Genomic DNA, 25,069 nt, shown 5'->3' with positions numbered 1-25,069 from the left:
ATACTCGCAGCATGACCCGTGCGCCTGAGATCGCCGACTACCACCGCAGGCTCAGCTCGGAGGATCGGCTGATCTGCGACCTCCTCGCGGACGAGATCGACCGAGCACTCCCCGACGCCGCCGCCAAGGTCTGGCACGCGCACCCGGTCTGGTTCCTCGACGGCAATCCGATCGTCGGATACGACCGCTTGAAGGATGCCGTCCGACTGATGTTCTGGAGCGGCCAGTCGTTCGCAGAGCCCGGACTCGTCGCCTCAGGATCCTTCGAGGCCGCCGAGAAGAGATTCACCTCCGCCTCGGAGATCGACACCGACCGGCTCGCCGTCTGGCTGTCGGAGTCGCGGGTCGTGCAATGGGACTACGAGCACATCCACACGAACCGGGGCCTCGTCAAGCGCACCTCGTTCTGATCGCGGCTCGGGAACACCGCGAGACGGTGCGCGGTTGCACCTCGAGAGCCGAGAGGAGAGCCATGGAACTGACGCTCGTGACCTCCGCGTTCTGCGGAGCGTGCTCGCGCACCCGCTCGGTCGTGGAGGACGCCGTGCGCTACCTTCCCGACGCGACCGTCACCGAGATCGACGTCGCGAGAGAACCGGATGCCGCGGAGGCGCTCGACATCCGCTTCACCCCGACCGTCATCATCCGCGATGATTCGGGCGCAGAAGTGTTCCGCGCCGAAGGTGTGCCGACGGTGCCTCAGGTGCTCACGGCGGCGGTGAAGGCCCTCCCCGCCTGAGCGCGACGTCGCTCTTGCGGATGTCCGACCCCCGGCGCAGAATGAGCCGCAGCGGGACCGACGGCGGCCCCGCCTGACAAGGCTGGGGGCAGTCATGGCCAATCTCAATCCCTATCTCTCGTTCCGCACCGAGGCGCGACAGGCGATGGAGTTCTATCAGGGCGTGCTCGGCGGTGATCTCGAGATCAACGTGTTCGGCGAGTTCCCCGACATGGTCCAGAACCCGGATCAGCACGATCTCGTGATGCATGCGCAGCTCACGACGCCGGACGGCCTGGTGCTCATGGCCTCAGACACCCCCGACGGCATCCCGTTCGAGCCGCCCCAGGGATTCTCGGTCTCACTCAGCGGCAACTCGCAGGAGAAGACGCAACAGGTCTGGGACGCCCTGTCCGACGGTGCGGCGATCACCATGCCGCTCGACACCCCGCCGTGGGGCGGCACGTTCGGAATGCTCGTCGATCGTTTCGGAGTCCCCTGGATGCTGCACGGCGACCCCGAGTGAGTCGCTCAGCGCAGGGCTTCGGCCTCGATGAACGCTCGGAGCTCGTGCTCGTCGTCGGCCATCTCGGTCCTGCGCTGCGGAGCGTCGAGCATCGCGCGCAGCTCTGAGGAGTACTCGAGCTCGACGCCGATCGCCTCGCGGATCGTCTCGGCGAACTTCTGCGGCTTCGCCGTCTCGAGCACCAGCATGGGCACGCCGGGCTCAACGTTCTCGCGAGCGACCTTGACACCGTCGGCGGTGTGCGGGTCGATGATGTCTCCCGTCGCCTCGTAGACGGACCTGATCGTCGCGAGCCTGTCGTCGTGCGTCGAGGTGCCGCTGACGATGCCGAACTCCTCGACGAAACGCGCCAGATCGGAGGTGAAATCGAAGAAACCCTGGGTGTCGAGCTCCTGCCAGGCCTTCACGACGCGGCTCGCGTCACGACCCACGAGTTCGAAGATGAAGCGCTCGAGGTTCGACGCCTTAGAGATGTCCATCGACGGGCTCGAGGTGGCGAGCGTCTGCGCCGCACTCCGCGGCCGGTAGACGCCGGTGCGGAAGAACTCGTCGAGGACGTTGTTCTCGTTGGCGGCGAGCACGAGGCGACGGATGGGCAGCCCCATCTCCTTCGCGAAGAACCCCGAGAGGATGTTGCCGAAGTTTCCGGACGGCACCGTGAACGACACCTCGGTCCATCCCCCGGCGTCCGTCGCACGCAGCCACGCCCAGAAGTAGTAGACGACCTGGGCGGTGATGCGGGCGAGGTTGATCGAGTTGACCGCACCGAGGTGCTGAGCGCGCTTGAAGTCGAGGTCGCCGGCGAGGGACTTGACGAGGTTCTGGCAATCGTCGAACACGCCGTCGACGACGATGTTGTGGATGTTGTCATCGTCGAGCGAGAACATCTGCGCGCGCTGGAACGCACTCATGCGCCCCTTCGGGGACAGCATGAACACCGAGATGCGGTCCTTGCCGCGAAGAGCGTGCTCGGCAGCCGAGCCGGTGTCTCCCGAGGTCGCGCCGAGGATGTTGAGGACAGAGCCCTTGCGCTCGAGCGCGTACTCGACGACCTGCCCGAGGAACTGCATGGCCATGTCCTTGAAAGCGAGGGTCGGCCCCTCGGAGAGACCCACCAGGGTGAGATCGTCGCCGATCGACCGCAGGGGCACGACCTCTTCAGGGAACGGCTCGTAGGCGGCCTCCGTCATGCGGGCGAGATCGGCCCGCGGGATGTCCGTGGCGAAGAGACCGAGCACCTCGGTGGCGAGCTGCGGATACGTCAGGGCACGCCAGCGCTCGAGCGTCTCTCCGTCGACCGTGGGCATCGTCTCGGGGACGGCCAGTCCTCCGTCGGGCGCGAGCCCCTCGAGCAGGGTCTCGCAGTACGGCAGCGGCTGCATGCCGCCTCGGGTGGAGATGTACTGCACGGGAGCTCCTCGGTTCGGGATCGGCACGGGGCTTCCATTGTCGCAGGTGGGCGCGGGGTGATTTCACGATCAGGATGCGCGTCTCACGACATAGCGCGTTCATCGCGCGGAGGCAATGGTGTTCCGCTGTGAACTCGTATCTCTTAGCGTGGACCCCATCAACAGAACAGGAGCCCTCATGACTGCGAAGACCCATACCGCGCATGACCACAAGCCCGCGGACGGCCAGGCTCCCACGACAGCCTCGACGCCGGCCGAACCCCTCTACGAGCGTGTCGACCTCGATCGCTACGTCGTGCTGCACGACGGCCCCGTCGGATACGTCGAGCACGTGCATCCTGTCTTCGTCTGCTACGTCGGCCACCCTTACCCGCACGCCGACGAGATCGCTCAGGTGCATGACTTCCACGACGCGGTGAGGACTGTCCTGCACCGCGCCGTCTCGAAGCGGCGCGCTCAGTGAGCCACGAGGTCTGGCCCGGTTCCCCCTACCCGCTCGGCGCGACCTTCGACGGCCAGGGCACGAACTTCGCCCTGTTCAGCGAGGGCGCCGAGAAGGTCGAACTGTGTCTGTTCGACGACGACGGCAACGAGGAGCGCGTTCCGCTCGAAGAGGTCGACGCGTTCGTCTGGCACGGCTATCTGCCCTCCGTGCAGCCCGGACAGCTCTACGGATACCGCGTGCACGGACCGTACGACCCCGCGCAGGGAAAGCGATTCAACCCGAACAAGCTCCTCCTCGACCCGTACGCGAAATCCGTGGCCGGCCGAGTCGACTGGGGGCAGCCCCTGTTCGGCTACGACTTCGGCGACCCCGATTCCCGCAACGATGAAGACTCCGCCGCGACGATGGTCAAGGGCGTCGTCGTGAACCCGTTCTTCGAGTGGGCGGGCGACCGACTGCCCAAGACCCCTTATGCGCAGAGCGTGATCTACGAGGCGCACGTCAAGGGACTGACCCAGCTGCACCCGGACATCCCCGAGGAGCTGCGGGGCACGTATGCGGCCATCGGCCACCCGTCGGTCATCGAGCACCTGGTGCACCTCGGCGTCACCGCGATCGAGCTGATGCCGGTGCATCAGTTCGTCTACGACTCGACCCTCGAGGAGAAGGGCCTCACGAACTACTGGGGCTACAACACGCTCGCCTTCTTCGCGCCGCACAACGACTACTCCTCCAGCGGGCAGCACGGTCAGCAGGTGCAGGAGTTCAAGGCCATGGTGCGCGCACTGCACTCGGCGGGGATCGAGGTCATCCTCGACGTGGTCTACAACCACACCGCCGAGGGCAACCACATGGGGCCGATGCTGTCGATGCGGGGCATCGACAACGAGGCGTACTACCGCCTCGAAGAGGATCGTCGCTACTACACCGACTACACGGGCACGGGCAACAGCCTCAACGCCGGCAACCCGCACGCGCTGCAGCTGATCATGGACTCGCTGCGGTACTGGGTCACGGAGATGCATGTCGACGGCTTCCGCTTCGATCTCGCCTCGACTCTCGCGCGCGAGTTCTACGACGTCGACCGTCTCGCGGCCTTCTTCGAGCTGGTGCAGCAGGATCCGATCGTCTCGCAGGTGAAGCTCATCGCCGAGCCGTGGGATGTGGGCCCCGGCGGATACCAGGTCGGCAACTTCCCTCCGCAGTGGACGGAGTGGAACGGCAAGTACCGCGACACCGTGCGCGACTTCTGGCGCGGTGAGCCGCAGGCGCTCGGCGAGTTCGCATCGCGTCTCACCGGTTCCGCCGACCTGTACGAGCACTCCGGTCGGCGTCCCGTGGCGTCGATCAACTTCGTCACCGCTCACGACGGCTTCACGCTGCGCGACCTCGTGTCGTACAACGAGAAGCACAACGAGGCCAACGGCGAGGACAACAACGACGGCGAATCCCACAACCGCTCGAGCAACAACGGCGTCGAGGGGCCCACCGACGACGAGACGATCAACCGCGTCCGCGCCCGACAGCAGCGCAACTTCCTCGCAACACTGCTGCTGTCGCAGGGAGTGCCGATGATCGCGCACGGCGACGAGCTCGGTCGCACCCAGGACGGCAACAACAACGGCTACGCGCAGGACAACGAGCTCACCTGGGTCGATTGGGAGGCGGCGGATCGTCCTCTCGTCGAGTTCACGGCAGCGGTGGCGAGACTGCGCCGCATGCACCCGACGTTCCGCCGCAGCCGGTTCTTCGACGGCCGGCCGGTGCGGTCGGAGGACGGCGAACGAGTGCCGGATGTGGTCTGGCTGCGACCCGACGGCCGCCGGATGGAGCCCGAGGACTGGGATTCCGGATTCGGTCTCGCGATCGGCATGTTCTTGAACGGACAGGGCATCCGCGAGAAGGACCGCCGTGGACAGCCGGTGACGGATCAGAACTTCCTCGTCTACTTCCACAGCGGGACGGAGGCTATCGACGCCGTGCTCCCCGACGAGCGCCACGGGCGTGCGTGGGAGGTCGCCGTCGACACCGCCGGCGACCGTGCCGGAGGCGACGCGATCGACGCCGGCGCTCCGGTGACCCTCGAAGCCAACTCGATGCTGGTGCTGCGCGAAGTCGATCAGACCGAGGTGCCGACGGACGACTCCGTCGAGGCCTCGCTGCGCATCCAGACCGAGCGCGCCGAAGCTCCGTCACCCGCCCCGACCCCGGAGCTGCCTCGATGACCCACCGCCCGCTCTCGACCTATCGTCTGCAGATCCGAGCGGGTTTCACGCTCGACGACGCGGCATCGATCACGGAGTACCTCACCGAGCTGGGTGCCTCGTGGGCGTACCTCTCACCGCTGCTCGCGGCCGTGCCGGGGTCGGACCACGGCTACGACGTCGTCGATCATTCCCGGGTCGACGATGCCCGCGGTGGCCCCGAGGGGCTCGAGCGCTTCTCCGCCGCGGCCCGCTCAGCGGGGCTCGGGGTCCTCGTCGACATCGTCCCGAACCACGTCGGCGTGGCCGTCCCGCGCGCGAACCTCTGGTGGTGGGATCTGCTGCGACTCGGGCGCTCATCGCGCCATGCGCTGGCATTCGACGTCGACCCGCGACTGTCCGACGGACGGGTGCGACTGCCGATCCTCGGGTCGTCGCTCGCGGAGGTGCTGTCAGCCGATGAGATCGTCGTCGACACGACCCCGGCCGACGATGCCCCCGACGGAACGCTGTCGTACTTCGACCACGTGCTTCCCCTGGCACCGGGATCGGGAGAGCTCGCAGACGATCTGCCTGCCCTCCTCGACGCCCAGCACTACGAGCTGCGGTTCTGGGAGGACCAGAACACCGACCTCGACTACCGTCGGTTCTTCGCCGTGTCCGAGCTCGCCGGCATCCGCGTCGAGATCCCGGATGTCTTCGAGGAGTCGCACCGCGAGATCGCCCGGTGGATCACCGACGGTCTGGCCGACGGACTCCGCGTCGACCATCCCGACGGGCTGACGGATCCCGGCGAGTACCTCGAGCGACTCGCCGACATCACCGGCGGCGCGTACACGGTCGTCGAGAAGATCCTCGAACCGGGTGAGCAGCTGCCGTCCTGGTGGCGCACCGACGGCACGACCGGCTACGACGCGATGGGCGAGATCGACCGCGTGCTGATCGACGGCGACGGAGTCGCAGCCCTCGACCTCCTCGACTCGCGGCTGCGGGACGAGACCGGTCTGCCGGCCGCGAAGTCCTGGGCCGACCTGATCCACTCCACGAAGCGGATGATCGCCGACGACCTCCTGCAGTCCGAGGTGCGACGCCTCGTCAGGGCTCTGCCGTTCGGCGTGGTCGGCGCCGAGGACGCGCTCGCCGAGATCGTGGCGAGCTTCCCGGTCTACCGGTCCTACCTCCCGGCGGGACGCGAGCATCTGCAGCACGCGATCGACGACGCCGCACGGCGCCGCCCCGACCTCGCGGGATCGATCGCCGAGCTGACGCCCCTGCTGCTCGACACCTCGCTCGAGGTCTCGCAGCGCTTTCCGCAGGTGACGGGAGCGGTGATGGCCAAGGGCGTGGAGGACACCGCGTTCTACCGCCACACCCGCCTCGGCACCCTCACCGAGGTCGGCGGCGATCCCTCGATCGCCTCCGTCTCGGTCGACGAGTTCCATGACGCCCAGCAGGCGCGGCTCGCGTCGTGGCCGCACTCGCTCACCGCTCTGTCGACCCATGACACCAAGCGATCCGAGGACGTCCGTGCGCGTCTGTCGGTGCTCTCCGAGATTCCGGACCGCTGGGCGCAGGTGCTGGCCGAGCTCCGTGCCGTCGCCTCGACAGGACACGGGCCACTCGATTCCCTTCTCTGGCAGGCCGCGGTCGGAGCATGGCCGATCTCGTCGGAGCGCCTGCTCGCCTACGGGCTGAAGGCCGCGCGCGAGGCTGCGGAGTCGACCGGATGGCAGCATCCGGACCTCGAGTTCGAGAAGGGCGTCGAAGCGATCGCCGAGGCGGCGAACGGGCGGGCTCGACCGATCCTCGAGGGATTCGTCGGCGAGATCGTCGACCCCGGTCGAGTCAACTCGCTGTCCGCGAAGCTCCTGCAGCTCGCAGCTCCCGGTGTGCCCGACGTCTACCAGGGCACCGAGCTGTGGGACCACTCGCTCGTCGACCCCGACAACCGGCGGCCGGTCGATTTCGCAGCGCGTTCGGCGATGCTGGGTCGACTCGATGCCGACGTCTCTCGCGGCATCCTTCCTCCCATCGACGACTCGGGCCTCGCGAAGATGCTCGTCACGTCGCGCACGTTGCGTCTGCGCCGGGACAACCCCGAGCTCTTCTACCGGTATCGCCCGGGCGGTGTCGCCGGTGAGGCGTCGGATCATGTGGTCGCGATGGACCGGGGCGGTGTGCTGGCGGTGGCGTCGCGTCTGCCCGTCGGACTCGAGCGCCGCGGCGGATGGGGCGACACCGTGCTGCTGCGCCGCGAACTGCCGGCGACGGACGCGATCACCGGTCGCCGCTTCGGCCGCGGTCCGATCCGGCTGGCCGACCTGCTCGACACGTATCCGGTCGCGCTGCTGGTGGACGAGCCATGATCTCGGTCTGGGCTCCCCGCGCCGACAGCGTGCGGCTGCGTCGTCTGACACCCGCGTGCACCACGATCTCGGAGCACGACCTCACGTCGGCTGACGACGGTTCGGGATGGTGGAGCACCGATGTGGCGATGTCCGAGGGCGAGCGCTATGGCTTCCTCCTCGGCGACAGCACCGACCTGCGCCCTGATCCGCGGTCGCTGCGGCAGCCGCGGGGCGTGCACGGGCCCTCGGCTCTCTTCGATCCGGCCCGCTTCGAGTGGACCGACGGGGACTGGCGCGGTGCGCCGCTCGACGGTGGCGTGATCTACGAGCTGCACGTCGGGACATTCACACCGGACGGCACGCTCGACGCGCTCATCGGGCATCTCGATCACCTCGTCGAACTCGGCATCACGCATGTCGAGCTGCTCCCGGTCAACGCGTTCAGCGGCGACTGGAACTGGGGTTACGACGGCGTGCTCTGGTACGCCGTGCATGAGGGGTACGGCGGACCCGCCGCATACCAGCGGTTCGTCGACGCCGCCCACTCACGCGGCATCGCGGTGATCCAGGACGTCGTCTACAACCACCTCGGACCCAGCGGCAACTACCTGCCCGAGTTCGGTCCGTATCTGCGCGAGGGCCGGCACACGGCGTGGGGCGACTCGGTGAACCTCGACGAGCCGGCCGTGCGCGAGTACATCATCGAGAACGCGCTGATGTGGCTCCGTGACTTCCACGTCGACGGGCTGCGGCTCGACGCCGTGCACGCACTGCACGACGAGAGCACCCCGCACCTCCTGCACGAGCTGTCCGAGCGCGTAGATGCGCTCGAACGCGAGGTCGATCGCCCGCTGAGCCTGATCGCCGAGTCGGATCTGAACGACCCGGTCATGGTCCTCTCCCACGAGGAGGGAGGGAACGGCCTCACCGCGCAGTGGTCAGACGACTGGCATCACGCGGTGCACGTCGCGCTCACCGGCGAGACCGACGGGTACTACGCCGACTTCGCCGCGCCGGACGCGCTGGCGAAGGTCACTCAGACCGGGTTCTTCCACGACGGGACGTACTCGTCGTTCCGCGGGCGCACGCACGGCGCGCCGCTGCCGCCGAGCGTCCCTGCCTGGCGACTGGTCACATTCGCGCAGGACCACGACCAGATCGGCAACCGTGCAGCGGGAGATCGGCTGACCGCTTCGCTCTCCTCCGATCGACTCGCCGTCGCCGCGGTTCTCACTCTGACCGCACCGGGCACCCCCATGCTGTTCATGGGTGAGGAGTGGGCTGCGTCCACCCCGTGGCAGTTCTTCACCTCGCACAAAGAACCGGAGCTCGCGAAAGCCACCGCGGAGGGGCGGATCGCGGAGTTCGCGCGCATGGGGTGGGACCCGGCCGCCGTGCCCGACCCACAGGACCCGGCTACGTTCGAGCGATCGCGGCTGGACTGGAGCGAGCTCGCATCGGCATCGCACGCCCGCATCTTCGATCTGTATCGACGCCTGATCGCCCTGCGGCGCGAGGTGCCCGAGTTGACCGATCCCGAGATGTCGCACAACCACGTCATCGTGTCGAAGACGGAGGGCGCACCGGAGAACCGGGCCTACCGGATCGAACGAGGCGAGGTGTCGGTGCTCGTGAATCTCGCCGAGCAGGAGGTGGAGTTCGATCTCGCCCCCGACTCGCGGATACTGCTGGAGACGGCGCCCGTGCGGACGATCGCGCGGACCATCGTGCTCGCACCCGAGTCCGCGGCGATCGTCGCACCTGCGCGCTGATCGCCTTTCGGCCAGGTCAGAGAGACTTGGCGAAGCACAGGGACAGACCGCTGCCGATGTAGTGGCCGAACAGCGGGATCGGTCCGTAGCCCTCGCGTTCGTAGAAGCGCACGGCATCCGGCTGAGCGGTGCCCGTCTCGAGCACGAGGGACCGGATGCCGAGCAGGCGCGCTTCTCCCTCGAGTGCGCGCAGCAGCGCCACGGCTGCGCCCGTCCCGCGCGCGGAGGGAGCCGCGTACATCCGCTTGATCTCTGCGATGTCGGTTCCGAGCACGGCCGGATCGAGGGGTCGGAGACCGCCGCATACGATGGCGAGCCCGCTCTCCTCTCGTGCGATGAGGAAGACGGGCACGTCGTCCGCCGAGGGGATGACGCCCGGCTCATGGTCGTCGCTGCCGTACCGCGCATCGAGTTCGCTGCGCTGCGCGGCCCTGAGCCGCTCCGCATCCGGATGCGACCATGTCACCCGCTCGACCGTCACTCCCATGTCGCCCTCTCGATCCGATGTCGCCGCCCGATTCACGGTACCGAGCGAAGATGTCGGGGATGTTGCCGCGCGTCACCATAGATTCACGATTCTCTTAATTCACGCTTTTCTGTACAGTTGCATCATGACCCTCGCCGCCTCGCCCACCCATACCGCCGCCGTCGCCCGCCTGGGTCATGCCCTGTCGGACTCGACGCGCGCAGCCATTCTGCTGGCGCTTCGAGCGGCGCCGGCGTACCCGTCCGACATCGCGGACGAGCTCGGGGTCAGCCGACAGCTCCTGTCGAACCATCTCGCGTGCCTTCGAGGATGCGGGCTCGTCGAAAGCGTCCAGGACGGACGCCGCAGCCGCTACGCGCTCGCCGACCCGCATCTCGCGACCGCGCTCGACGAGCTCATGCGCATCACGCTGATCGTCGAACCGGACTGCTGCGACGGCGAAGGATGCAGCTGCTGATGTCGACGAGCACTCTCACCGCCGAACGACGCGCGACTCTGCACCGCCGCATCCGCCTCATCGTGGCGTTCACGATCGTCTACAACGTGATCGAGGCGGCCGTCGCGATCGCCGCAGGGTCAGTCGCATCGTCGGCCGCGCTGATCGGGTTCGGGCTCGACTCGAGCATCGAGGTGCTCTCGGCAGCGGCCGTGGCCTGGCAGTTCACGCGACGCGACCCCGAGCGCTGGGAGACGCCCACCCTCCGTGTCATCGCCGTCGCGTTCTTCGCTCTCGCGGCCTATGTCGTCACGTCGTCGGTGCTGTCGCTGCTCGGCGGTGATCGGCCGGAGCACAGCACGGTCGGTCTCGTGCTGACCGCGGTCAGTGTGATCGTGATGCCGCTCGTGTCGTTCGCCGAGCGACGCGCCGGCCTCGAGGTCGGGTCGACCACGGCCGTCGCCGACTCGAAGCAGACGCTGATCTGCAGCTACCTCTCGGCCGCCGTGCTCATCGGACTCGGCGTCAACAGCCTGTTCGGGTGGTGGTGGGCGGATGCCGTCGCCGGCCTCGTCATCGCGGTCTTCGCGGTACGCGAGGGTCTCGAAGCCTGGAAGGGCGACGCCTGTGCCACTTCGATCGGCATGATCCTCGAGGACGAGCACGAGCACCACGACCACGACCACGACCACGAGCACGTGCACGACGACCACCGTCACGACGACGCGCGTCACATGCACTGACGAACACGGAGTTCCAGAAAGAATTCCCGCCCGCGTCACTTTCCGTCGAGTTCGGGGTCTTGCATACGAGACCTGAAGTCGGCCTGGGGGGATACGAGCCGGGTTCGGGTCTGAGCCGCACTCTCCCCTTTGAGCGGCTCGCGGGTGGGGCAACTCCCACGGCCCCACCCGCCCTTCCGGGCTTCACGGGTCAGGCGTCCGCGCAGTCAGATCCAGCCGCGCTCCTCGGCCATCAGCACCGCCTGCTGGCGGGTGCCAACCGACAGCTTCGCGAGCACCGCCGAGATGTGGTTGCGCACCGTGCCGGGCGCGAGCGAGAGGGTCCTGGCGATCTGGGTCGTCGTCTCACCGCGGCGCCCGGCGCGGAGCACGTCCAGCTCCCGATCCGTGAGGGGCGACCGTTCGTCGCTCAGCGCGTCGGCCGCGATCTCAGGGTCGACGTAGCGGGCACCCGCGGCGACCCTGCGGATGACATCGGCGACCTGATCCGCTCCTCGTGACTTCGGCAGGAAGCCCGCGACACCCGATGCGAGAGCCCGCCGAAGCACCCCGGGACGCGCGTGACGGGTGACCACCAGGCAGCGCGTGACGATGGCTCGGTTCAATCGCTCCGCGACCTCCACACCGTCGAGACCGGGCATCTCGAGATCGAGCAGGCACACGTCGGGCGTCAGAGCGAGCGCAGCAGCGAGCGCCTGCTCACCGTCGGCGCACTCGGCGACCACCTCGATGTCTCCTTCCAGACGCAACAGGGCGGCGAGCGCCGAACGGATCATCCCCTCGTCGTCAGCGAGGAGCACACGGATCATCGGCTCTGCCCATCTGCGGTCGACACATCGGATCGCGGAACCGTCACCGAGACGATGAACTCGTCGGCATCCTCCCGGATCTCCAGGGTTCCTCCCGCCTCCGAGATCCGGCGCCGCACTCCGTCGAGGCCCGACCCGACGGGGTGTGTCGCCACGCCGGTCACCACATCGTTCGCGACCTCGTAGCGCCACCCGTCGTCGACCCTGCGAAGGTCGAGCCGAGCCCGTCGCCCGGCCCCGTGCCTCAGGACGTTCGTGGTCGTCTCCCTGATGACGGGACCGAGAGCCGATGACGGCGCCTCATCGGCGTCGGGTGCGATGTCGGCCTCGACGGAGAGTCCGGCCGCGGCGAGAAGGTCTCGGGCATTCGCCACCTCGTCACCCAGCGGCACCGAGCGGAAGCGCGTCGCCAGATCTCGGGTCCCCTGCCTGGCTTCGTCGACGCTGACCCTCGCGGCCCGGAGCTGCTCGAGAGCGGCGTCGGGATCGATCCTCATCAGGCGCTCGGCCAGTTCGAGCTGCAACGCGATCACCTGCAGGTGGTGCCCCTGGAGGTCGTGCACGTCGGTCGCCACGCGCAGACGCTCCTGCGTCGCGGCGAGGCGGGCCTCCGACGCCCTCGCACGATCGACGGTGACCAGCACATCCCACCACCACAGCGAGCTCACCGACATCGCCGGGATGAGGATCGCGTACAGCGCAGGGATCCAGCCGGGGAGCGCGATCTCGGTCGCGCCCCGAGCGGCGTCGGCGACGGCGACGAGCACGAGCACCACGGTGGTCAGGACGACCATCCGCAGGCGCACCCCCTTGGGCCAGTTGAGCAGCAGCACCGACTGAGCGATGGGCATGAGCGCGAGCAGCCAGCTGTCGAGCACGAGGCCGCCCGCGATCCCGTAGCCGACCGCGATGAGCAGCGGAAGGGCGATGCGCGTCCACGCGATGCCCGGCTCGGCATCCAGCCGGTGGCGATAGTCCGCGAGCAGCACGATGGTGGAGCCCCACCAGATCAGGCCACCCACGCCGACGACGAACGCCGCCGTCGCATCGCCGGGCACGGCGAGCGCCTGCAGCGTCCAGACCAGCACCAGGAAGAGCTCGAGGAAGGCCACGGCCGACACCGTGTACCACCAGGTCGCGGTGATGCCTCGGGCGAGCTGGCGGGCTCCCGGGGGTGGGTCGTCGGCAGGATCGACGACCGGAGAAGTGCTGCGCATGCCCCCACGATACGGGCGTGACACATGTCATGGAGGCCGCGGGCGAACCACCCGGAAAGCAGTGACGGTTCGGCACTGCCGCAGCACGACGCCAGACGGTGGACTGGATGCATCGCGACGGAGACACCGTCGCTCAGACCGGCAGGAGCCACCCATGAATCTCATCGAGACCTTCCAGGGCTTCGTCGCCCAGGTGCCTGAACTCATTCAGCCGCTCATCGTCGCCCTCGCGGGCGCCATCCCCTTCATCGAGGGCGAGGGAGCCGTGTCGATCGGCATCATCGGCGGCATCAATCCGGTGATCGCGGCCGTCGCGGCGATCGTCGGCAACTTCCTCTGCGTGGCCGTGCTCGTCATCGCGAGCTCCGGTGCACGCACCGCGATCGTGAACCGGTCCCGCAGCCGGCAGGCCGTTGCGGCCGGTGGCGGAGCCGTCGAGGCGGCACCCGCAGACACGATCGACTCCGACCGCGGTGGCGCCCGCCGCGAGAAGTTCCAGCGGGCGTTCGAGCGCTACGGCGTGCCGGGGGTCAGCCTGCTCGGTCCGCTGCTGCTGCCGACGCAGTTCACCGCGACGATGCTCGCCGCGGCGGGTGTCGGCAAGGTCCGCATCCTCATCTGGCAGGCTGTCGCGATCATCGGCTGGACGACGATCGTCGCGGTGATCGTCGGCAGCGCCGTCTACGCGATCCGCTGAGACAACGACGTCGAACGCACGGAAGCCCACTCGCCGAACGCGAGTGGGCTTCCGTGCGTGTCGGGGTCAGCGACGTCCGGCGCTCGAACGGCGCCTGGCGGCGATTCCGGTGGCCAGTCCGCCACCGACGATCAGTGCGACCGCCAACGACAGGAATGCCGCGCCCGATTCGCCTCCCGTCAGAGCGAGCTCGCCGGGAGCCGCGACCGGGGTCTGCGTCGGCGCCGGAGTCGGTGCCGGAGTTGCGACCGGCGTCGGGGTCGGGGTCGGAACCGGCGTGGCCGGGGTCGGCGTCGGAGTCGGCGTCGGCGTCACGACGGGCACCGGGTTGGCGATGTTGGTGAGGGTGAGCTCGATACCGGCCGTGGTTTCCGGCGTGACCTCGAAGGTGCCGTCTCCGACGTCGACGACGCCGTCGCCGGTGATCGTCCACTCACCCCAGGTCACACCCTGGATCTCAGGCAGATCGATCTCCTCGATCACGAAGGTCGAACCGAGCGGAGCACGTCCGCTGAGCACCGACTCCCCCACCGGAACCGTCATCGTTGTGGCTGCCGCATCCGAACCCTCGACCGAATAGCGCACGGTGTAGGTCGCATCCCGAGCGGCATCCGCCTGCGCGCCGGTGAGCTCCTTCGTGATGCCGAACGTCGTGTACGAGACACCACTGCCGTCGCCACCACCCGTTTCGACGACCGTGTGGGTCGCCGAGGTCGCGAACGTGTTGACGATCGCGTGGTTGCCGAAGACATCTCCCTCGGACACCGGCGCATCCGCCTGCGTGAAGTACACGAGCTCGTAAGCGAATCCGCCGGTCGGCAGATCGGTGACGGCGAACTCGAATGAGCGCCCGTCGTCGGCGAGATCGATCACGTAGGCCGACGAATCGACCGCGCTCCAGTCGCCGACCACTGCACCGTTCTCGACAGCGCGTCGCGCCAGATGGAACTCCCCGGTGTAGCGGTGCTCGGTCAGTCCGGCATCGAGGGTGTCGGTGATCGTGAAGGCGCCATCGTCGACATAGCCGCTCGGAATCCCGATGACCCATCTCAGGAGCCCGTCGGTCGCGGTCGCGCCGCCGAACTTGTAGGGCTCGTCCTCTTCCGCCGAATCTCCCGGTACGACTCCACCGTCACCGGGCAGGTCGACGATCTCGATCGTGTCGCCCAGGTCGAACTCGACGGTCTCGCTGGTCGTCGACTGCGAAGCCCGCGCCTCCATCCAGAACGAGCCGCCGACCTCCTCGAGGCCGTCGACCGCTGCGGTCAGAGTGCACACCATGTCCGGCCCCTGGCCGGCAGCGACGACGCAGTTCGCCATGACCAGACCCGTCACGGGGTCTGTGATCGTGAACTCACCGGCCGACTGACGGCTGAACTCCGCGGGCAAGGTCATCCCGAAGGTCTCCCCTGCCTGCGCCCCGGTCGGGACGGCCCACTCGCCCGTGATCCGCACGGTCTGCCATTGCACCAGCGGGCCACCGCCGTTCTCGTTCTCGAGCGAGACGCTGCCGATCGCCCCCGGATAGGTCACGGACGGAGCCGCCATCGCGGGCGCGGTGGAGCCGAGCAGCCCCGCGATCGCCAAGACCATCCCCACGATGATCGCCACGATGCCGCGCTGTCGCGGCCTCGCTCCCCCGGCTCTCCTGGCCTCATTCATCCTCTTCGTCCGTGCACGCACGACACCACGCTCCCCAGTCATCGTTCTCCCCATCCGATTCGCGTCGCTCCCAATGCGACACATCTAAGAGATCAGGAAAAAGCGGGGGGATTACGCGGCAACCGGTATACAACTCCGATATACCGGGATGCGGTGTTGGCTGCCGCGTACCGCGGACTGTCTCGACGCGTCCCGGCCGTCATCGATTCCGGTTTTCCCCGCCCGTGGCTCGCGGGCTCATGCGCCCCGTCTGATGGGCCCAGATGGCGATCTCGACGCGATTGCGGACCCCGAGCTTGGTCATGAGGCTCGCCACGTGCGTCTTCACCGTGCTGAGGGTGATGAACAGCTCGCGCGCGATCTCGCCGTTGCTCAGACCCGCAGACACCTTCGCGAGCACCTGCTCCTCGCGCTCGGTCAGCGACTCGACCGGCGGTGGCGATGGTGCGTGGGCGGCCGATCCGGCGAAGGCCTCGAGCAGGCGCACCGTCACGTTGGGGGCGATCAGGGCATCACCGCTCGCTGCGGCGCGGATCGCCTGGGCGAGCAGCTCCGACCCGGCGTCCTTGAGCAGGAACCCTCTGGCGCCGGCCCGCAATCCCGCGAAGACGTACTCGTCGAGGTCGAAGGTCGTGATGAGGACGACGGCCATGGGATCGGGCACCCCTGGGCCGGCGAGCATCCGGGTCGCCTCGATGCCATCGAGGCCGGGCATCCGGATGTCGAACAGGCACACGTCCGGTCGCAGACTGCGGGCGAGGGCGACCGCTTCGGTGCCGTCGGCCGCCTGACCGACGACTTCGATGTCGGTTTGGGCGCCGAGGATCATGCTCAGTCCGGTGCGCACGAGTTCCTGATCGTCGGCGACGAGCACTCGGATCATCATGGCGCCCACCCGGCGCGGGGCAGCACCGCGTTGACGATCCATCCGCCGCCTGACGCCGGACCCGCCTCGCAGGCACCGCCGAGGAGGGCAGCACGCTCCCTCATGCCGATGATGCCGAAGCCGGGAGTCGGCGACGCGGCCACGTCTCCGTCGTTCGTCACTCTCAGGCGCACACCACCCGCGTCTGCCTCCACGCGGACGTCGACGCGGGTGACCTGTCGCGCGTGACGGAGGGCGTTGGTCACCGATTCCTGCGCGAGACGGAAGACGGCGGCAGCCACGGGTGGCGGGATGCTGTCGTCGTTGCGCGCGACCTCGACGACGACGACCGTTCCGCCCGGCCGCGTTCCGGCGAGCTGCGCGATGTCGTCCAGCTGCGCGCTCGGCGCGAGCTCGGCCGTCTCGCCCTGCCGCAGGACTCGCACCATCGACCTCAGCTCGCTCAGCGTCCTGGCCGCCTCCGCCTCGATCACGCCGAGCGCATCCTGCGCTGCGCGCGAGTCCCGCCCGGCCACCGCGATGCCCGCCTGGGCGCGGATCGCGATCGCCGAGACATGGTGGGCGACCGTGTCGTGCAGGTCGCGAGCCAGGTGCTCGCGCTCCAGCATCCGGATCCGGTCGAGGCTTCGTCGTCTCGATCCCGCCCGGTAGCGAAAGGCGATGCCGAACAGGGCGACCGTCAGCAGCAGCGCGAACCCCCCGACGAGTTCATCGAAGCCTTCCCCGCGGACGAATGTCAGCGCGAGGCTCGCCAGGAGGATGGCCGACCCGATCACGAGGTCGCGACCTGCCCCCCACCGGTACACGGCGTACACGTTCACCATCACGAAGAGACTCGAGTACAGCGCCGAGTCGGGCAGGAGCAGATCGACCGGCACCATCACGATGATGAGCATGAGAAGCGGCTTCGTGCGGCGCCACAGCACGGTCGGCAGCACGACGAGGAGGGCGATCACCGCGAACAGCGGCTGCGTCAGGTCGGTGCGGACGATGCCCTCGACCACGGCCAGGACGGCGACGAGGGCCAGGAGCACCCAATCCTTCCAGACTCGGGACGGCGGAGGGGGCACAGCGCTCGGCGCACTCCACACGGAACGCACGAGCCCGGTCACGCTGTCATGATACAAGCGCACCACGGCGCGACACCCCGCGCGTCCGCCGGCGAGAGCGGCGCCGGATGAGCAGCTCCGCCACGGCACTGTTGATCATGAACGCGGCGGCGACGAGCCATGCCTCACCGAAGGCGTCGACCTCACCGAGGGGGATCGTCCACAGCGCGAAGACGAGCGCCTGGGTTCCGCCCGACACGGCGGTGGCGTAGGCGCGGGTCATCCAGGCTCCGTGCGCCACGAAGTCTGGTCGTGTGATCGCGAGCACGCCCCGCACGAGGAACAGGGTCATCGCCACGGCGAAGACGAGACGAACCATCGCGAGCGCGAGTTCTTCCGGTGGACCACCGAAGAAGACCGCGAGCCAGGCGGCTGAGAGGGCCGCGACGAATCCCGCGGGAATCAGAACGCGGCCGGCCACGCGGTGCCAGGCATGCCGCGTTCGCAGCGCGGGTGAGAACTGGAACGCCCCGAGAACGCAGTAGACGGTCATCGCCACGATGTGCGCGACGATCGCGACCGTCGACGCCAGGAGGAGAGTCCTCACGGGTTCCCCGCTCACCTCCTGCAGACGAAGCACTCCACCGATCACGGGAAGCACGCTGAGCAGCAGAAGGCCGGTGATCGCCGGCCACCCGCTCTTCGATCGCCGACGCCGCTCCTTCTGCTCGGGAGTCGATCGGGCGGCCTTCATCTGCTGCGACATGTCTCGATGCTCGTCTCATCGACAGTCCGGGGCATCGGCCGTCAGCACGGACTCGGAACAGTACTTTCGGCCGAGCGGATCCGGGCTTCCTGGCCGATGACGAGCATCCCCCGGACGACCAGCATCGAGACATGACCACTGACACGACCATGACCGCGGCCGTCTACCACCGCTTCGGCGCCCCTGAGGAGGTCCGCCTCGAACAGCGGGCGGTCCCCACGCCCCGGCCCGGCGATGTGCTCATCCGCGTGCACGCGAGCACCGTGAGCGTCGGCGATCATCGCGCCCGCGCTCGGGACATCCCGGCCGGCCTCGGGGTGCTCGCCGCCCTCGGACTCGGCGTGTTCCGTCCCAGTCGGCCGATCCTGGGCATGGATGCCGCGGGCGTCGTCGCGGCTGTCGGCTCGGGCGTCACCGCCTTCGCACCCGGCGACAGGGTGATCGCCTCGACCGGCGGAGCGTTCGGCGGTCATGCCGAGTACGTGCGCCTGTCTGCCGACGGCCCGATCACCCGAGCTCCCGACACCATGAGCTTCGAAGAGGCGGTGACGCTGGTGTTCGGCGGCATCACCGCGCAGTGCTTCTTCGCCCAGGTCGCCATCGGCCCCGGCACCTCCGTGCTCGTCAACGGAGCATCCGGCGCGGTCGGCACTGCCGCGATACAACTCGCGAAGCAGCTCGGAGCAGACGTCACCGCCGTCACGAGCGGCGGCAACGTCCCACTGGTCGCGTCCCTCGGCGCCGATCGGGTCACCGACTACACCCGAGAGGACTTCACGGCGGGGGGCGACACGTACGACGTGATCGTCGACTGCGTCGGCAATGCCCCTTTCAGCCGGGTGGAGACACGCATCAACCCCGGCGGTGCGCTGCTGCTCGTCATCAGCGATCTGCGGTCGATGCTGACGAGCCGCGGGCACACTCGCCGGTCGGGAAAGCTCGTCATCTGGAATGTCGGTACGCCGGGCGCGGAGGACCTCGCCCACCTCGTGCGCCTCGCGGATTCCGGTCGCTTCCGGGCCGTCATCGACAGGACGTTCGATCTGGCCGACATCGTCGAGGCGCACCGCCACGTCGACACCGGCCGCAAGCGGGGGAACGTGGTGCTGCGCATCCCCCAGCCCGGAGCGAACCACGCGCATGGGTGATGACCGGCAGCATCTCGCTCGACATCGCGGCTAACAGCGGCGCCCCGCTCGCGCAATGCCCTCTCGGTCGGCGTCGTCGACGCTTAGCCTCGTGCTGTCACGACGGTCGAAGGGCGGCGCACGCATGTCGGAGAGAAGAGACCGCTTCGCGGTGTTCGGCCAGATCGCCCAGGATCTGGTCCTCAGGGGAGATGCGCTCCCCGAGCCGGATGACTCCGTCAGCGTATCGGAACTGCGACGGCTCCTCGGCGGCAAAGGCGCGAACCAGGCCGTAGGCCTTCGTCAGCTCGGGGGTTCGGTCGCGATCGTCGGCGTGGTCGGAGAGGACGACATCGGAGAACGGCTCGTCACCGCCCTGCTGCACGACGCGATCGATGTCTGCGGGGTGGTGCGGCGCGGGGGCTCGGCCGTGCTGGTGGACGTCGTCGATCCGGCATCGCGGCGCATGCTGCTCGAGCACGTCCCGCCGACGTCGCTGTTGACCGTCGCGGATGTCGAGGCATCGGCGAGCGCGGTCAGCCGTGCAGGCACGATCTGTCTGCAGGCTCAGCAACCGGGCGATGCACTGTCGGCCGCTCTGATGATCGCGCGACGAGCGGACGCGACGGTGGCGCTCGACGGAGCGCCCGAGCCGGAGGTTCGCGACGAACTGCTCGCCGGAGCGGACGTCGTGCGTGCCGACGCCACGGAAGCCGAAGGACTGACGGGGATCGCCGTGTCGAACCTGGACTCGGCTCACGAGGCGTGCCGGTGGCTGCTCGCTCGCGGACCCCGCATAGCGGCCGTGGAGGTGGCAGGCGAAGGCGACCTCGTCGTCTGGGAGGACGGCAGCGCCTACCGCGCACATGACGACGACGAGACCGTGGTGGACCGCACGGGAGGCGGCGACGCATTCTTCGTGGGACTCGTGCGGGGTATCGCGAACGGGTGGTCGATGGATCGCGTCGCGGATCTCGCTGCACGGGCTGCCGCGTCGACCGTGGCACGGCTGGGCGGTCGGCCGGAACTCGCGCACCTCGTGCGGTGATGCCGCGTGATCGGGAGTCAGAACGGCCAGATGAGCGGGACGTAGAGCACCGCGACGGCGACGTAGATCGCGACGAGTGGGAGACCGAGACGCCAGTAGTCACCGAATCGGTAGCCGGCGGGCTGCATGACCATGAGGTTCACGGGTGTCGCGATCGGCGTCAGGAACGCAGCCGCTCCGACGACCGTGAGCGCCATCATGAACGGCTGCACGCTGACGCCCATGCTCGATGCGACCGACACCGCGATCGGCGCGATGACGAGCACGGTCGCCACGTTCGAGATGAACTGCCCGAGGATCACCGACGCGACGCAGATGGTGAGCAGAGCGAGATGGGGCGAGGTGTTGCCGACCAGCTGGAGAACCGCGTCGCCGACGAGATCGGCGGCGCCGGTGGAGACGAACGCCGATGACAGCGGGATCATCCCGGCGATGAGCGTGACAGTGGGCCACGAGATCGCCGAGAACGTCTGCGTCACGGTGAGCACCCGCGTGACGATGAGGGCACCGGCCGCGAGAAGGCCAGCGATGACGGGCGGGACGACACCCGTGGCGAGGAGCACGACCATCGCTCCGAGGATCACCAGCGCGCGCCGCGCACCCCGGCCGAGCGGCACTGTCCGCTGCATCTGCTGGGGCGAGCGGACCGGAATCACATCGGGTGAGCTCGTATAGCGGTGCAGTGCCTCCCACGGCCCCTGGACGAGCACGGAGTCACCCGCCTGCAGCGTGACCGCGCCGGTCGCCCTTCCGCCCACATCGCCCGGACGGCTGCCGTGCCGGAGCGCGAGGATCACCAGGTCCTCCTGTCGCGTCGTCATCCCGGGCGAGACGACCCGGCCGATCAGGCTCGACCTCGGCCCGATGAGCACCTCCGCGACGCCCTCGCCGACCGTGAAGAGGCTGCCCGTATCGAGCGCGACGTCATACGTCTCGCGCCAGGCGCGTGCATCGTGACTCGGGTCGGCGGGCTCCTCGAGACGGTCCGGAACGCGCTCGGGCAGGAGCCTGTCTCCGAGCGCGAGCACGAGCACGACCGTCAGGACGACCATCGGGATGCCGACGATCGCGAACTCGAAATACCCGAACGCACGCCCACCGGCCTCCGCAGCCGCCTCGGACACGAGGATGTTGACCGGCGTTCCGGTGAGCGTGAGGAGCGACCCCGCTCCGGCGGCGAATGCGAGCGGGAGGAGCATGCGCGACGGCGCGACGCCTGCCCGTACCGCGACGAGCACCACGATCGGAAGGAGGGCAGCCACGGCACCGTTGATGCTGATCACCGCCGACAGCACGGCGGCCAGCAGACACACGATGAGCAGCAGGCGCGAACGGCTCTTGCCGGCGCGGCGCATGAGCTGCCGTCCCACCCACGACGTGACGCCCGTGGCATCCAGCGCCTCACTGACGATGAACAGAGCGACGATGAACAGGACGATGGGATCGCCGAAACCGGCGAAGGCGTCGCCGAGCGAGAGCACTCCCGTCGCCCACAGAGCGATGGGCACCGCCATCGCGACGATGACCATCGGGATGCGGTTCGACACGAACGCGATCACGGCCGCACCGAGTATGAGGAAGGTGATGATCTCGGGGTTCATCGTGTGTCTCCGGTGTGGGGGTGCGCGATGAGCGCGAATGGGAAGGCTGTCGGCGGCGAGCGCGTCGTCCCCTGTTCAGGAGACATCACCATCTTCGCCTGCCCTCAGCCGGATCGCTGCTGTCCGATCTCATGAAACCTGCCAGTGGATGAGACACGGAGACCGCGCGATTCCGGCCAAGTCAGCAGGCTTGTGGCAAGGCCGTTGTCTCACAAAAGTTGTCAGTGATTGGTCAGCAGTCCCGAGAGTCCTTCAACGACGTCGCGAACTTCGACTCACTCGTGAGCTCTTCGAAGCGACGGCGGGATTCCGTCCGCGAAGCCTCGCGCGGCTTCTCGCGTTAATGAACTTCGTCCGCCGCCTTCGTGAGAACTGGTTTCACTCGCTGGCTCAGTTTGGGCAGGGTGAGCACGCATCGATGAAAGTCCGCCGGGAATGTTCGCTCGATGCAGGGTCAGGCAGTGAGAGAGGCGTCGAGAAACGCGCGCGCTAGCTCGTTGGGCAGGCCCTCGTCCATCAGGATCGATGTGGCGATCGCGCAGATGACGACAGAGACTCCGTTGAGATAGAGCGATCTGTCCAGGGCCTCGGAGGGAACGAAGGAGTTTGCGAGGGCGGTCTGTGGTGCATATTTCTCGGCGAGTGCGTGGGTGGCATGCGTGAGTTGGGAGGTGGCTTGCCATTGGTCATAGAAGCCGGCGATACCCGTCAGATTCTCGTTGCGCTTTGCTGCGTCGAGCGAGATGTCGAGGACGCGTGTAGCGAGGCCTTGGAGTTGCGAGTCGAGCGGTCCGAACAGGTCAAGATCGATCTCGGGAGGGGTCTCGACGAGTCCGATCGGGAGGCGCAGCTTCTTGAGATTCGCCTGGTGGAGATCGCTCTGTCTTTGTTCGCCCTGAAACTGTCCACGGAGGGCTGCGCTACGGTCATCGAGCGTGTTGAGCCAGATGAGTCGGAGGACAACGTCCATGATGGTGCGGACGTTCGGGCCGGTCGCGCCGGTACGACCGTTGAGCACGAGTTCTGCGACGGCCAGGATCTGGTCATGGGAAGCGCGGATCCACCCGATGACGGTTCGCCCGACGGCGGTCGTGCGGATGTCGGCGTAGTCGACAGCGAGCACAGCACGAGCGACAGCGGCGATGTACTCGGGAGAGGCGGGCTCAAGGGAGATCTCGTCCGATGTCGTCGACATATAGTTCCTCTTCGGTAGGGACTGCGCGGCAAATATCACCGTGGAGACCGATCCGCCGCGCCTTCACTTCTTGGATCGGTTCTGTCTTCGCGCAGTCTTTTGATTCGTGCGCTGCGAGCGACGACGGGTGCGTTCAACACGAGCGGCGTTCGCACTTGCCCCCTCGCTTCGATACTTCTCGAGGACAGCGGCCAACCTCTCCTCAGAGGATGTGACGGGCGCCCCTGCGCCCACGATCTTGCCCCTGGGAGCCTCGAAGCACACTCCGGCTGTCGCGAAGTCGGGATCGATTGCTGGCGAATCCAGCTCCACCTCGTAGACCAATCCGTCGCCTGGCCGCGCAGTGTCCTGTGTGTACATAATGGCCCAAACCTCAGCGAACTCCCTATCGATGGTCGCGTACACCTTGGTCGACTTGTATGAACGAACCTTTCCCTTCTTCGGTTTACCCGTGAGGTGTGCGTTCGTCGGCCAAAACTTCGTTTCGCTTGGAGGAAGTAGACCGTCGCCAACTTTCCGACCGGGCGCCCCTCCGCGCCACATCGTCATGATGCCCTTTCCTACATAGCTCGCCGAACAGCCAATCTAGCCAACCAGAGTGGGGCGTCGCCGCGTCTCGCGGGTGCTGCCCGGAGCGACCGGCCACACTAGGCTTCTCGACGAGTCGCGTGCGGTCCCTTCCGGATTGAACTCGACTTGTGTGGCGTTGGGACCCGCATAGGGGGCTTCCTCGGAATCAGCTCCTGGATGCGAGCGTCGATCGATTCTGGGGACAACCCATTGCTCTGTCCCAGCTCCGTGCTACATTCGTATCACTACACCTCCCACGCCTCTCCTGGATGCGCACTTGGGAGGTTTTTCTTTCCCGGCCAGAGGAGCATCGATGCCCCGACCACCCCGGCCTCGCGGCACTCTCACCTACGACAAGCCGGCCTTGAGCCTGGACGACCTCGTCAGTCGGCTGGTCGAACGAGGGCTCGACGTCCCGGATCGCGAACGGGCTGCACGGTACCTGCGGCACATCGGCTATTTCCGACTGTCGCCGTACACGATCCCCTTCCAACAGGGCCAGCCCGACCACACGTTCCGCACTGGTGCCGCGTTCGATGATGTGCTGGACATCTACGTCTTCGATCGGGCGCTCAGACTGCTGGTAATGGATGCGCTGGAGCGGGTCGAAGTCGCTGTGCGCGCGGCGCTGACGGATCATATGTCGACTGTGTACGAGGACCCACACTGGTACGTCGCCCCCGCTCATTTTCAGGACCGCGGAAAGCACACACACCTTCTAAAGCTCATTCGCGACACCTCCGAAGCTCGTCTCGCCGGCGCCCCGGAGCCAGCGAGCCAGCCCTCCAACGTTGTCTACCGCTCAGCACTCGAGCACTATCTGCTCACCTACGGTGAACCCGAGCTGCCACCCTCGTGGCTGATGGTGGAGACGCTCACGCTCGGCCAGCTGAACAACGTGATCAACAACCTCGCCCTGCGCGCTGACCGGACAACTATTGCGAGACGTCTCGGCCTGAGTGAGCCGGTGCTCATGTCATGGCTTCGCACCTACGTGCGGGTTCGGAACATCTGCGCCCACCACGGTCGACTCTGGAACGTGGGCATAGGTGTTTACCCAGCGATTCCAGCCTCCCCTGCGATCGCCTGGCTGGAGGGCGACACGGCACTCCCTTCGCCCTCACAGAAGCGTCTCTACCCCGTGCTCGTGTCGCTGCAGTCCGTGCTCGACGTCGTATCACCCCGAAGCACTTGGGCGCGGCGACTGCATCAGCTGATCAGCACTCGTCCGCCGATGAATCTCGCCGGCATGGGTATCCCACAGGACTGGTCCCAGGACGCCTTCTGGGCGCGCCACATGTCATAGCCAGTACATCCACGCGTCCGAGTTGCCGTCTGTCGATCCGCACGAGAG

23 protein-coding genes are annotated in these 25,069 nt (G+C 67.7%); 13 read left to right on the top strand and 10 right to left on the bottom strand.

What is annotated here, in order from left to right:
* The first annotated feature begins 11 nt into the window (after positions 1-11).
* The 3 genes from BMW26_RS03375 to BMW26_RS03365 all read left to right on the top strand — a co-directional run bounded on the left by BMW26_RS03375 (position 12) and on the right by BMW26_RS03365 (position 1,244).
* The gene (locus BMW26_RS03375) at positions 12-410 is read left to right on the top strand and encodes a DUF1801 domain-containing protein (protein WP_072590775.1); all 399 of its coding nucleotides are present in this window, start codon (positions 12-14) and stop codon (positions 408-410) included.
* Positions 411-472: 62 nt separating this feature from the next.
* Positions 473-739 (top strand): thioredoxin domain-containing protein, encoded by a 267-nt coding sequence (locus tag BMW26_RS03370; RefSeq protein ID WP_053098822.1) that lies wholly within the window; start codon positions 473-475, stop codon positions 737-739.
* 94 nt (positions 740-833) lie between these two features.
* A complete protein-coding gene (locus BMW26_RS03365; RefSeq protein ID WP_053098821.1) occupies positions 834-1,244 on the top strand; it encodes a VOC family protein in 411 nt (136 codons plus the stop codon).
* Between the two features lie 5 nt (positions 1,245-1,249).
* On the opposite strand, the gene thrC is transcribed toward BMW26_RS03365, so the two are convergent.
* Positions 1,250-2,653, bottom strand: a complete 1,404-nt coding sequence (gene thrC / locus BMW26_RS03360; protein WP_072592216.1) for a threonine synthase — start codon at positions 2,651-2,653, stop codon at positions 1,250-1,252.
* A gap of 178 nt (positions 2,654-2,831) precedes the next feature.
* Between thrC and BMW26_RS03355 the strand changes: the two genes are divergently transcribed.
* The 4 genes from BMW26_RS03355 to treZ are packed head-to-tail and all read left to right on the top strand — an operon-like array spanning position 2,832 to position 9,422.
* Complete coding sequence (locus BMW26_RS03355) at positions 2,832-3,116, top strand: hypothetical protein (protein WP_053098820.1); 285 nt, start codon at positions 2,832-2,834, stop codon at positions 3,114-3,116.
* Positions 3,113-5,323, top strand: a complete 2,211-nt coding sequence (glgX, locus tag BMW26_RS03350; RefSeq protein WP_072590774.1) for a glycogen debranching protein GlgX — start codon at positions 3,113-3,115, stop codon at positions 5,321-5,323. The genes BMW26_RS03355 and glgX overlap by 4 nt, the downstream gene beginning before the upstream one ends.
* Positions 5,320-7,668 carry a malto-oligosyltrehalose synthase gene (gene treY / locus BMW26_RS03345; RefSeq protein ID WP_072590773.1) on the top strand — a complete coding sequence of 783 codons (2,349 nt, stop codon included), beginning with the start codon at positions 5,320-5,322 and terminating at the stop codon, positions 7,666-7,668. The genes glgX and treY overlap by 4 nt, the downstream gene beginning before the upstream one ends.
* Positions 7,665-9,422, top strand: a complete 1,758-nt coding sequence (treZ, locus tag BMW26_RS03340) for a malto-oligosyltrehalose trehalohydrolase (RefSeq protein WP_072590772.1) — start codon at positions 7,665-7,667, stop codon at positions 9,420-9,422. Before treY ends, treZ begins: the two co-directional genes overlap by 4 nt.
* A gap of 16 nt (positions 9,423-9,438) precedes the next feature.
* On the opposite strand, the gene BMW26_RS03335 is transcribed toward treZ, so the two are convergent.
* The gene (locus tag BMW26_RS03335) at positions 9,439-9,909 is read right to left on the bottom strand and encodes a GNAT family N-acetyltransferase (RefSeq protein WP_072590771.1); all 471 of its coding nucleotides are present in this window, start codon (positions 9,907-9,909) and stop codon (positions 9,439-9,441) included.
* 124 nt (positions 9,910-10,033) lie between these two features.
* Between BMW26_RS03335 and BMW26_RS03330 the strand changes: the two genes are divergently transcribed.
* Together BMW26_RS03330 and BMW26_RS03325 are read left to right on the top strand one after the other, a co-directional pair.
* Positions 10,034-10,366 (top strand): ArsR/SmtB family transcription factor, encoded by a 333-nt coding sequence (locus BMW26_RS03330; RefSeq protein ID WP_157557397.1) that lies wholly within the window; start codon positions 10,034-10,036, stop codon positions 10,364-10,366.
* Complete coding sequence (locus BMW26_RS03325) at positions 10,366-11,088, top strand: cation transporter (RefSeq protein ID WP_053099384.1); 723 nt, start codon at positions 10,366-10,368, stop codon at positions 11,086-11,088. Before BMW26_RS03330 ends, BMW26_RS03325 begins: the two co-directional genes overlap by 1 nt.
* Positions 11,089-11,294: 206 nt before the next feature.
* On the opposite strand, the gene BMW26_RS03320 is transcribed toward BMW26_RS03325, so the two are convergent.
* Together BMW26_RS03320 and BMW26_RS03315 are read right to left on the bottom strand one after the other, a co-directional pair.
* Entirely contained in the window at positions 11,295-11,897 is a 603-nt protein-coding gene (locus tag BMW26_RS03320) for a response regulator transcription factor (RefSeq protein WP_072590769.1), read from the bottom strand.
* The gene (locus BMW26_RS03315; RefSeq protein WP_072590768.1) at positions 11,894-13,114 is read right to left on the bottom strand and encodes a sensor histidine kinase; all 1,221 of its coding nucleotides are present in this window, start codon (positions 13,112-13,114) and stop codon (positions 11,894-11,896) included. The genes BMW26_RS03320 and BMW26_RS03315 overlap by 4 nt, the downstream gene beginning before the upstream one ends.
* A 154-nt stretch (positions 13,115-13,268) precedes the next feature.
* Here BMW26_RS03315 and BMW26_RS03310 point away from each other — a divergent pair, with 154 nt between their 5' ends.
* A complete protein-coding gene (locus BMW26_RS03310; protein ID WP_053098813.1) occupies positions 13,269-13,811 on the top strand; it encodes a hypothetical protein in 543 nt (180 codons plus the stop codon).
* Positions 13,812-13,877: 66 nt separating this feature from the next.
* Here BMW26_RS03310 and BMW26_RS17725 read toward each other — a convergent pair whose 3' ends face one another.
* The 4 genes from BMW26_RS17725 to BMW26_RS03290 all read right to left on the bottom strand — a co-directional run bounded on the left by BMW26_RS17725 (position 13,878) and on the right by BMW26_RS03290 (position 18,174).
* A complete protein-coding gene (locus BMW26_RS17725; RefSeq protein ID WP_198032381.1) occupies positions 13,878-15,515 on the bottom strand; it encodes an Ig-like domain-containing protein in 1,638 nt (545 codons plus the stop codon).
* Between the two features lie 157 nt (positions 15,516-15,672).
* The gene (locus BMW26_RS03300) at positions 15,673-16,359 is read right to left on the bottom strand and encodes a response regulator (protein WP_072592214.1); all 687 of its coding nucleotides are present in this window, start codon (positions 16,357-16,359) and stop codon (positions 15,673-15,675) included.
* Positions 16,356-17,471 carry a sensor histidine kinase gene (locus BMW26_RS03295; RefSeq protein ID WP_072590766.1) on the bottom strand — a complete coding sequence of 372 codons (1,116 nt, stop codon included), beginning with the start codon at positions 17,469-17,471 and terminating at the stop codon, positions 16,356-16,358. The genes BMW26_RS03300 and BMW26_RS03295 overlap by 4 nt, the downstream gene beginning before the upstream one ends.
* Before the next feature lie 4 nt (positions 17,472-17,475).
* Positions 17,476-18,174 carry a DUF2306 domain-containing protein gene (locus tag BMW26_RS03290; protein ID WP_157557396.1) on the bottom strand — a complete coding sequence of 233 codons (699 nt, stop codon included), beginning with the start codon at positions 18,172-18,174 and terminating at the stop codon, positions 17,476-17,478.
* Between the two features lie 131 nt (positions 18,175-18,305).
* Between BMW26_RS03290 and BMW26_RS03285 the strand changes: the two genes are divergently transcribed.
* A complete protein-coding gene (locus BMW26_RS03285) occupies positions 18,306-19,322 on the top strand; it encodes an NAD(P)-dependent alcohol dehydrogenase (RefSeq protein ID WP_198032380.1) in 1,017 nt (338 codons plus the stop codon).
* A gap of 124 nt (positions 19,323-19,446) precedes the next feature.
* A complete protein-coding gene (locus BMW26_RS03280; protein ID WP_072590765.1) occupies positions 19,447-20,349 on the top strand; it encodes a PfkB family carbohydrate kinase in 903 nt (300 codons plus the stop codon).
* Between the two features lie 17 nt (positions 20,350-20,366).
* Here the strand turns inward: BMW26_RS03280 and BMW26_RS03275 are convergent, their stop codons facing one another.
* Both BMW26_RS03275 and BMW26_RS03270 read right to left on the bottom strand, forming a co-directional pair.
* Complete coding sequence (locus BMW26_RS03275) at positions 20,367-21,950, bottom strand: SLC13 family permease (protein ID WP_072590764.1); 1,584 nt, start codon at positions 21,948-21,950, stop codon at positions 20,367-20,369.
* A gap of 454 nt (positions 21,951-22,404) precedes the next feature.
* Entirely contained in the window at positions 22,405-23,145 is a 741-nt protein-coding gene (locus tag BMW26_RS03270; RefSeq protein ID WP_072590763.1) for a hypothetical protein, read from the bottom strand.
* An 883-nt stretch (positions 23,146-24,028) separates the two neighbouring features.
* Here BMW26_RS03270 and BMW26_RS03265 point away from each other — a divergent pair.
* Positions 24,029-25,021, top strand: coding sequence for an Abi family protein (locus BMW26_RS03265; RefSeq protein ID WP_072590762.1), 993 nt, complete (start codon positions 24,029-24,031; stop codon positions 25,019-25,021).
* Positions 25,022-25,069 lie beyond the last annotated feature (48 nt).

This window comes from Microbacterium sp. 1.5R (assembly GCF_001889265.1).
Lineage (GTDB): Bacteria > Actinomycetota > Actinomycetes > Actinomycetales > Microbacteriaceae > Microbacterium.
This window is presented reverse-complemented; position numbering and strand designations above follow the sequence as displayed.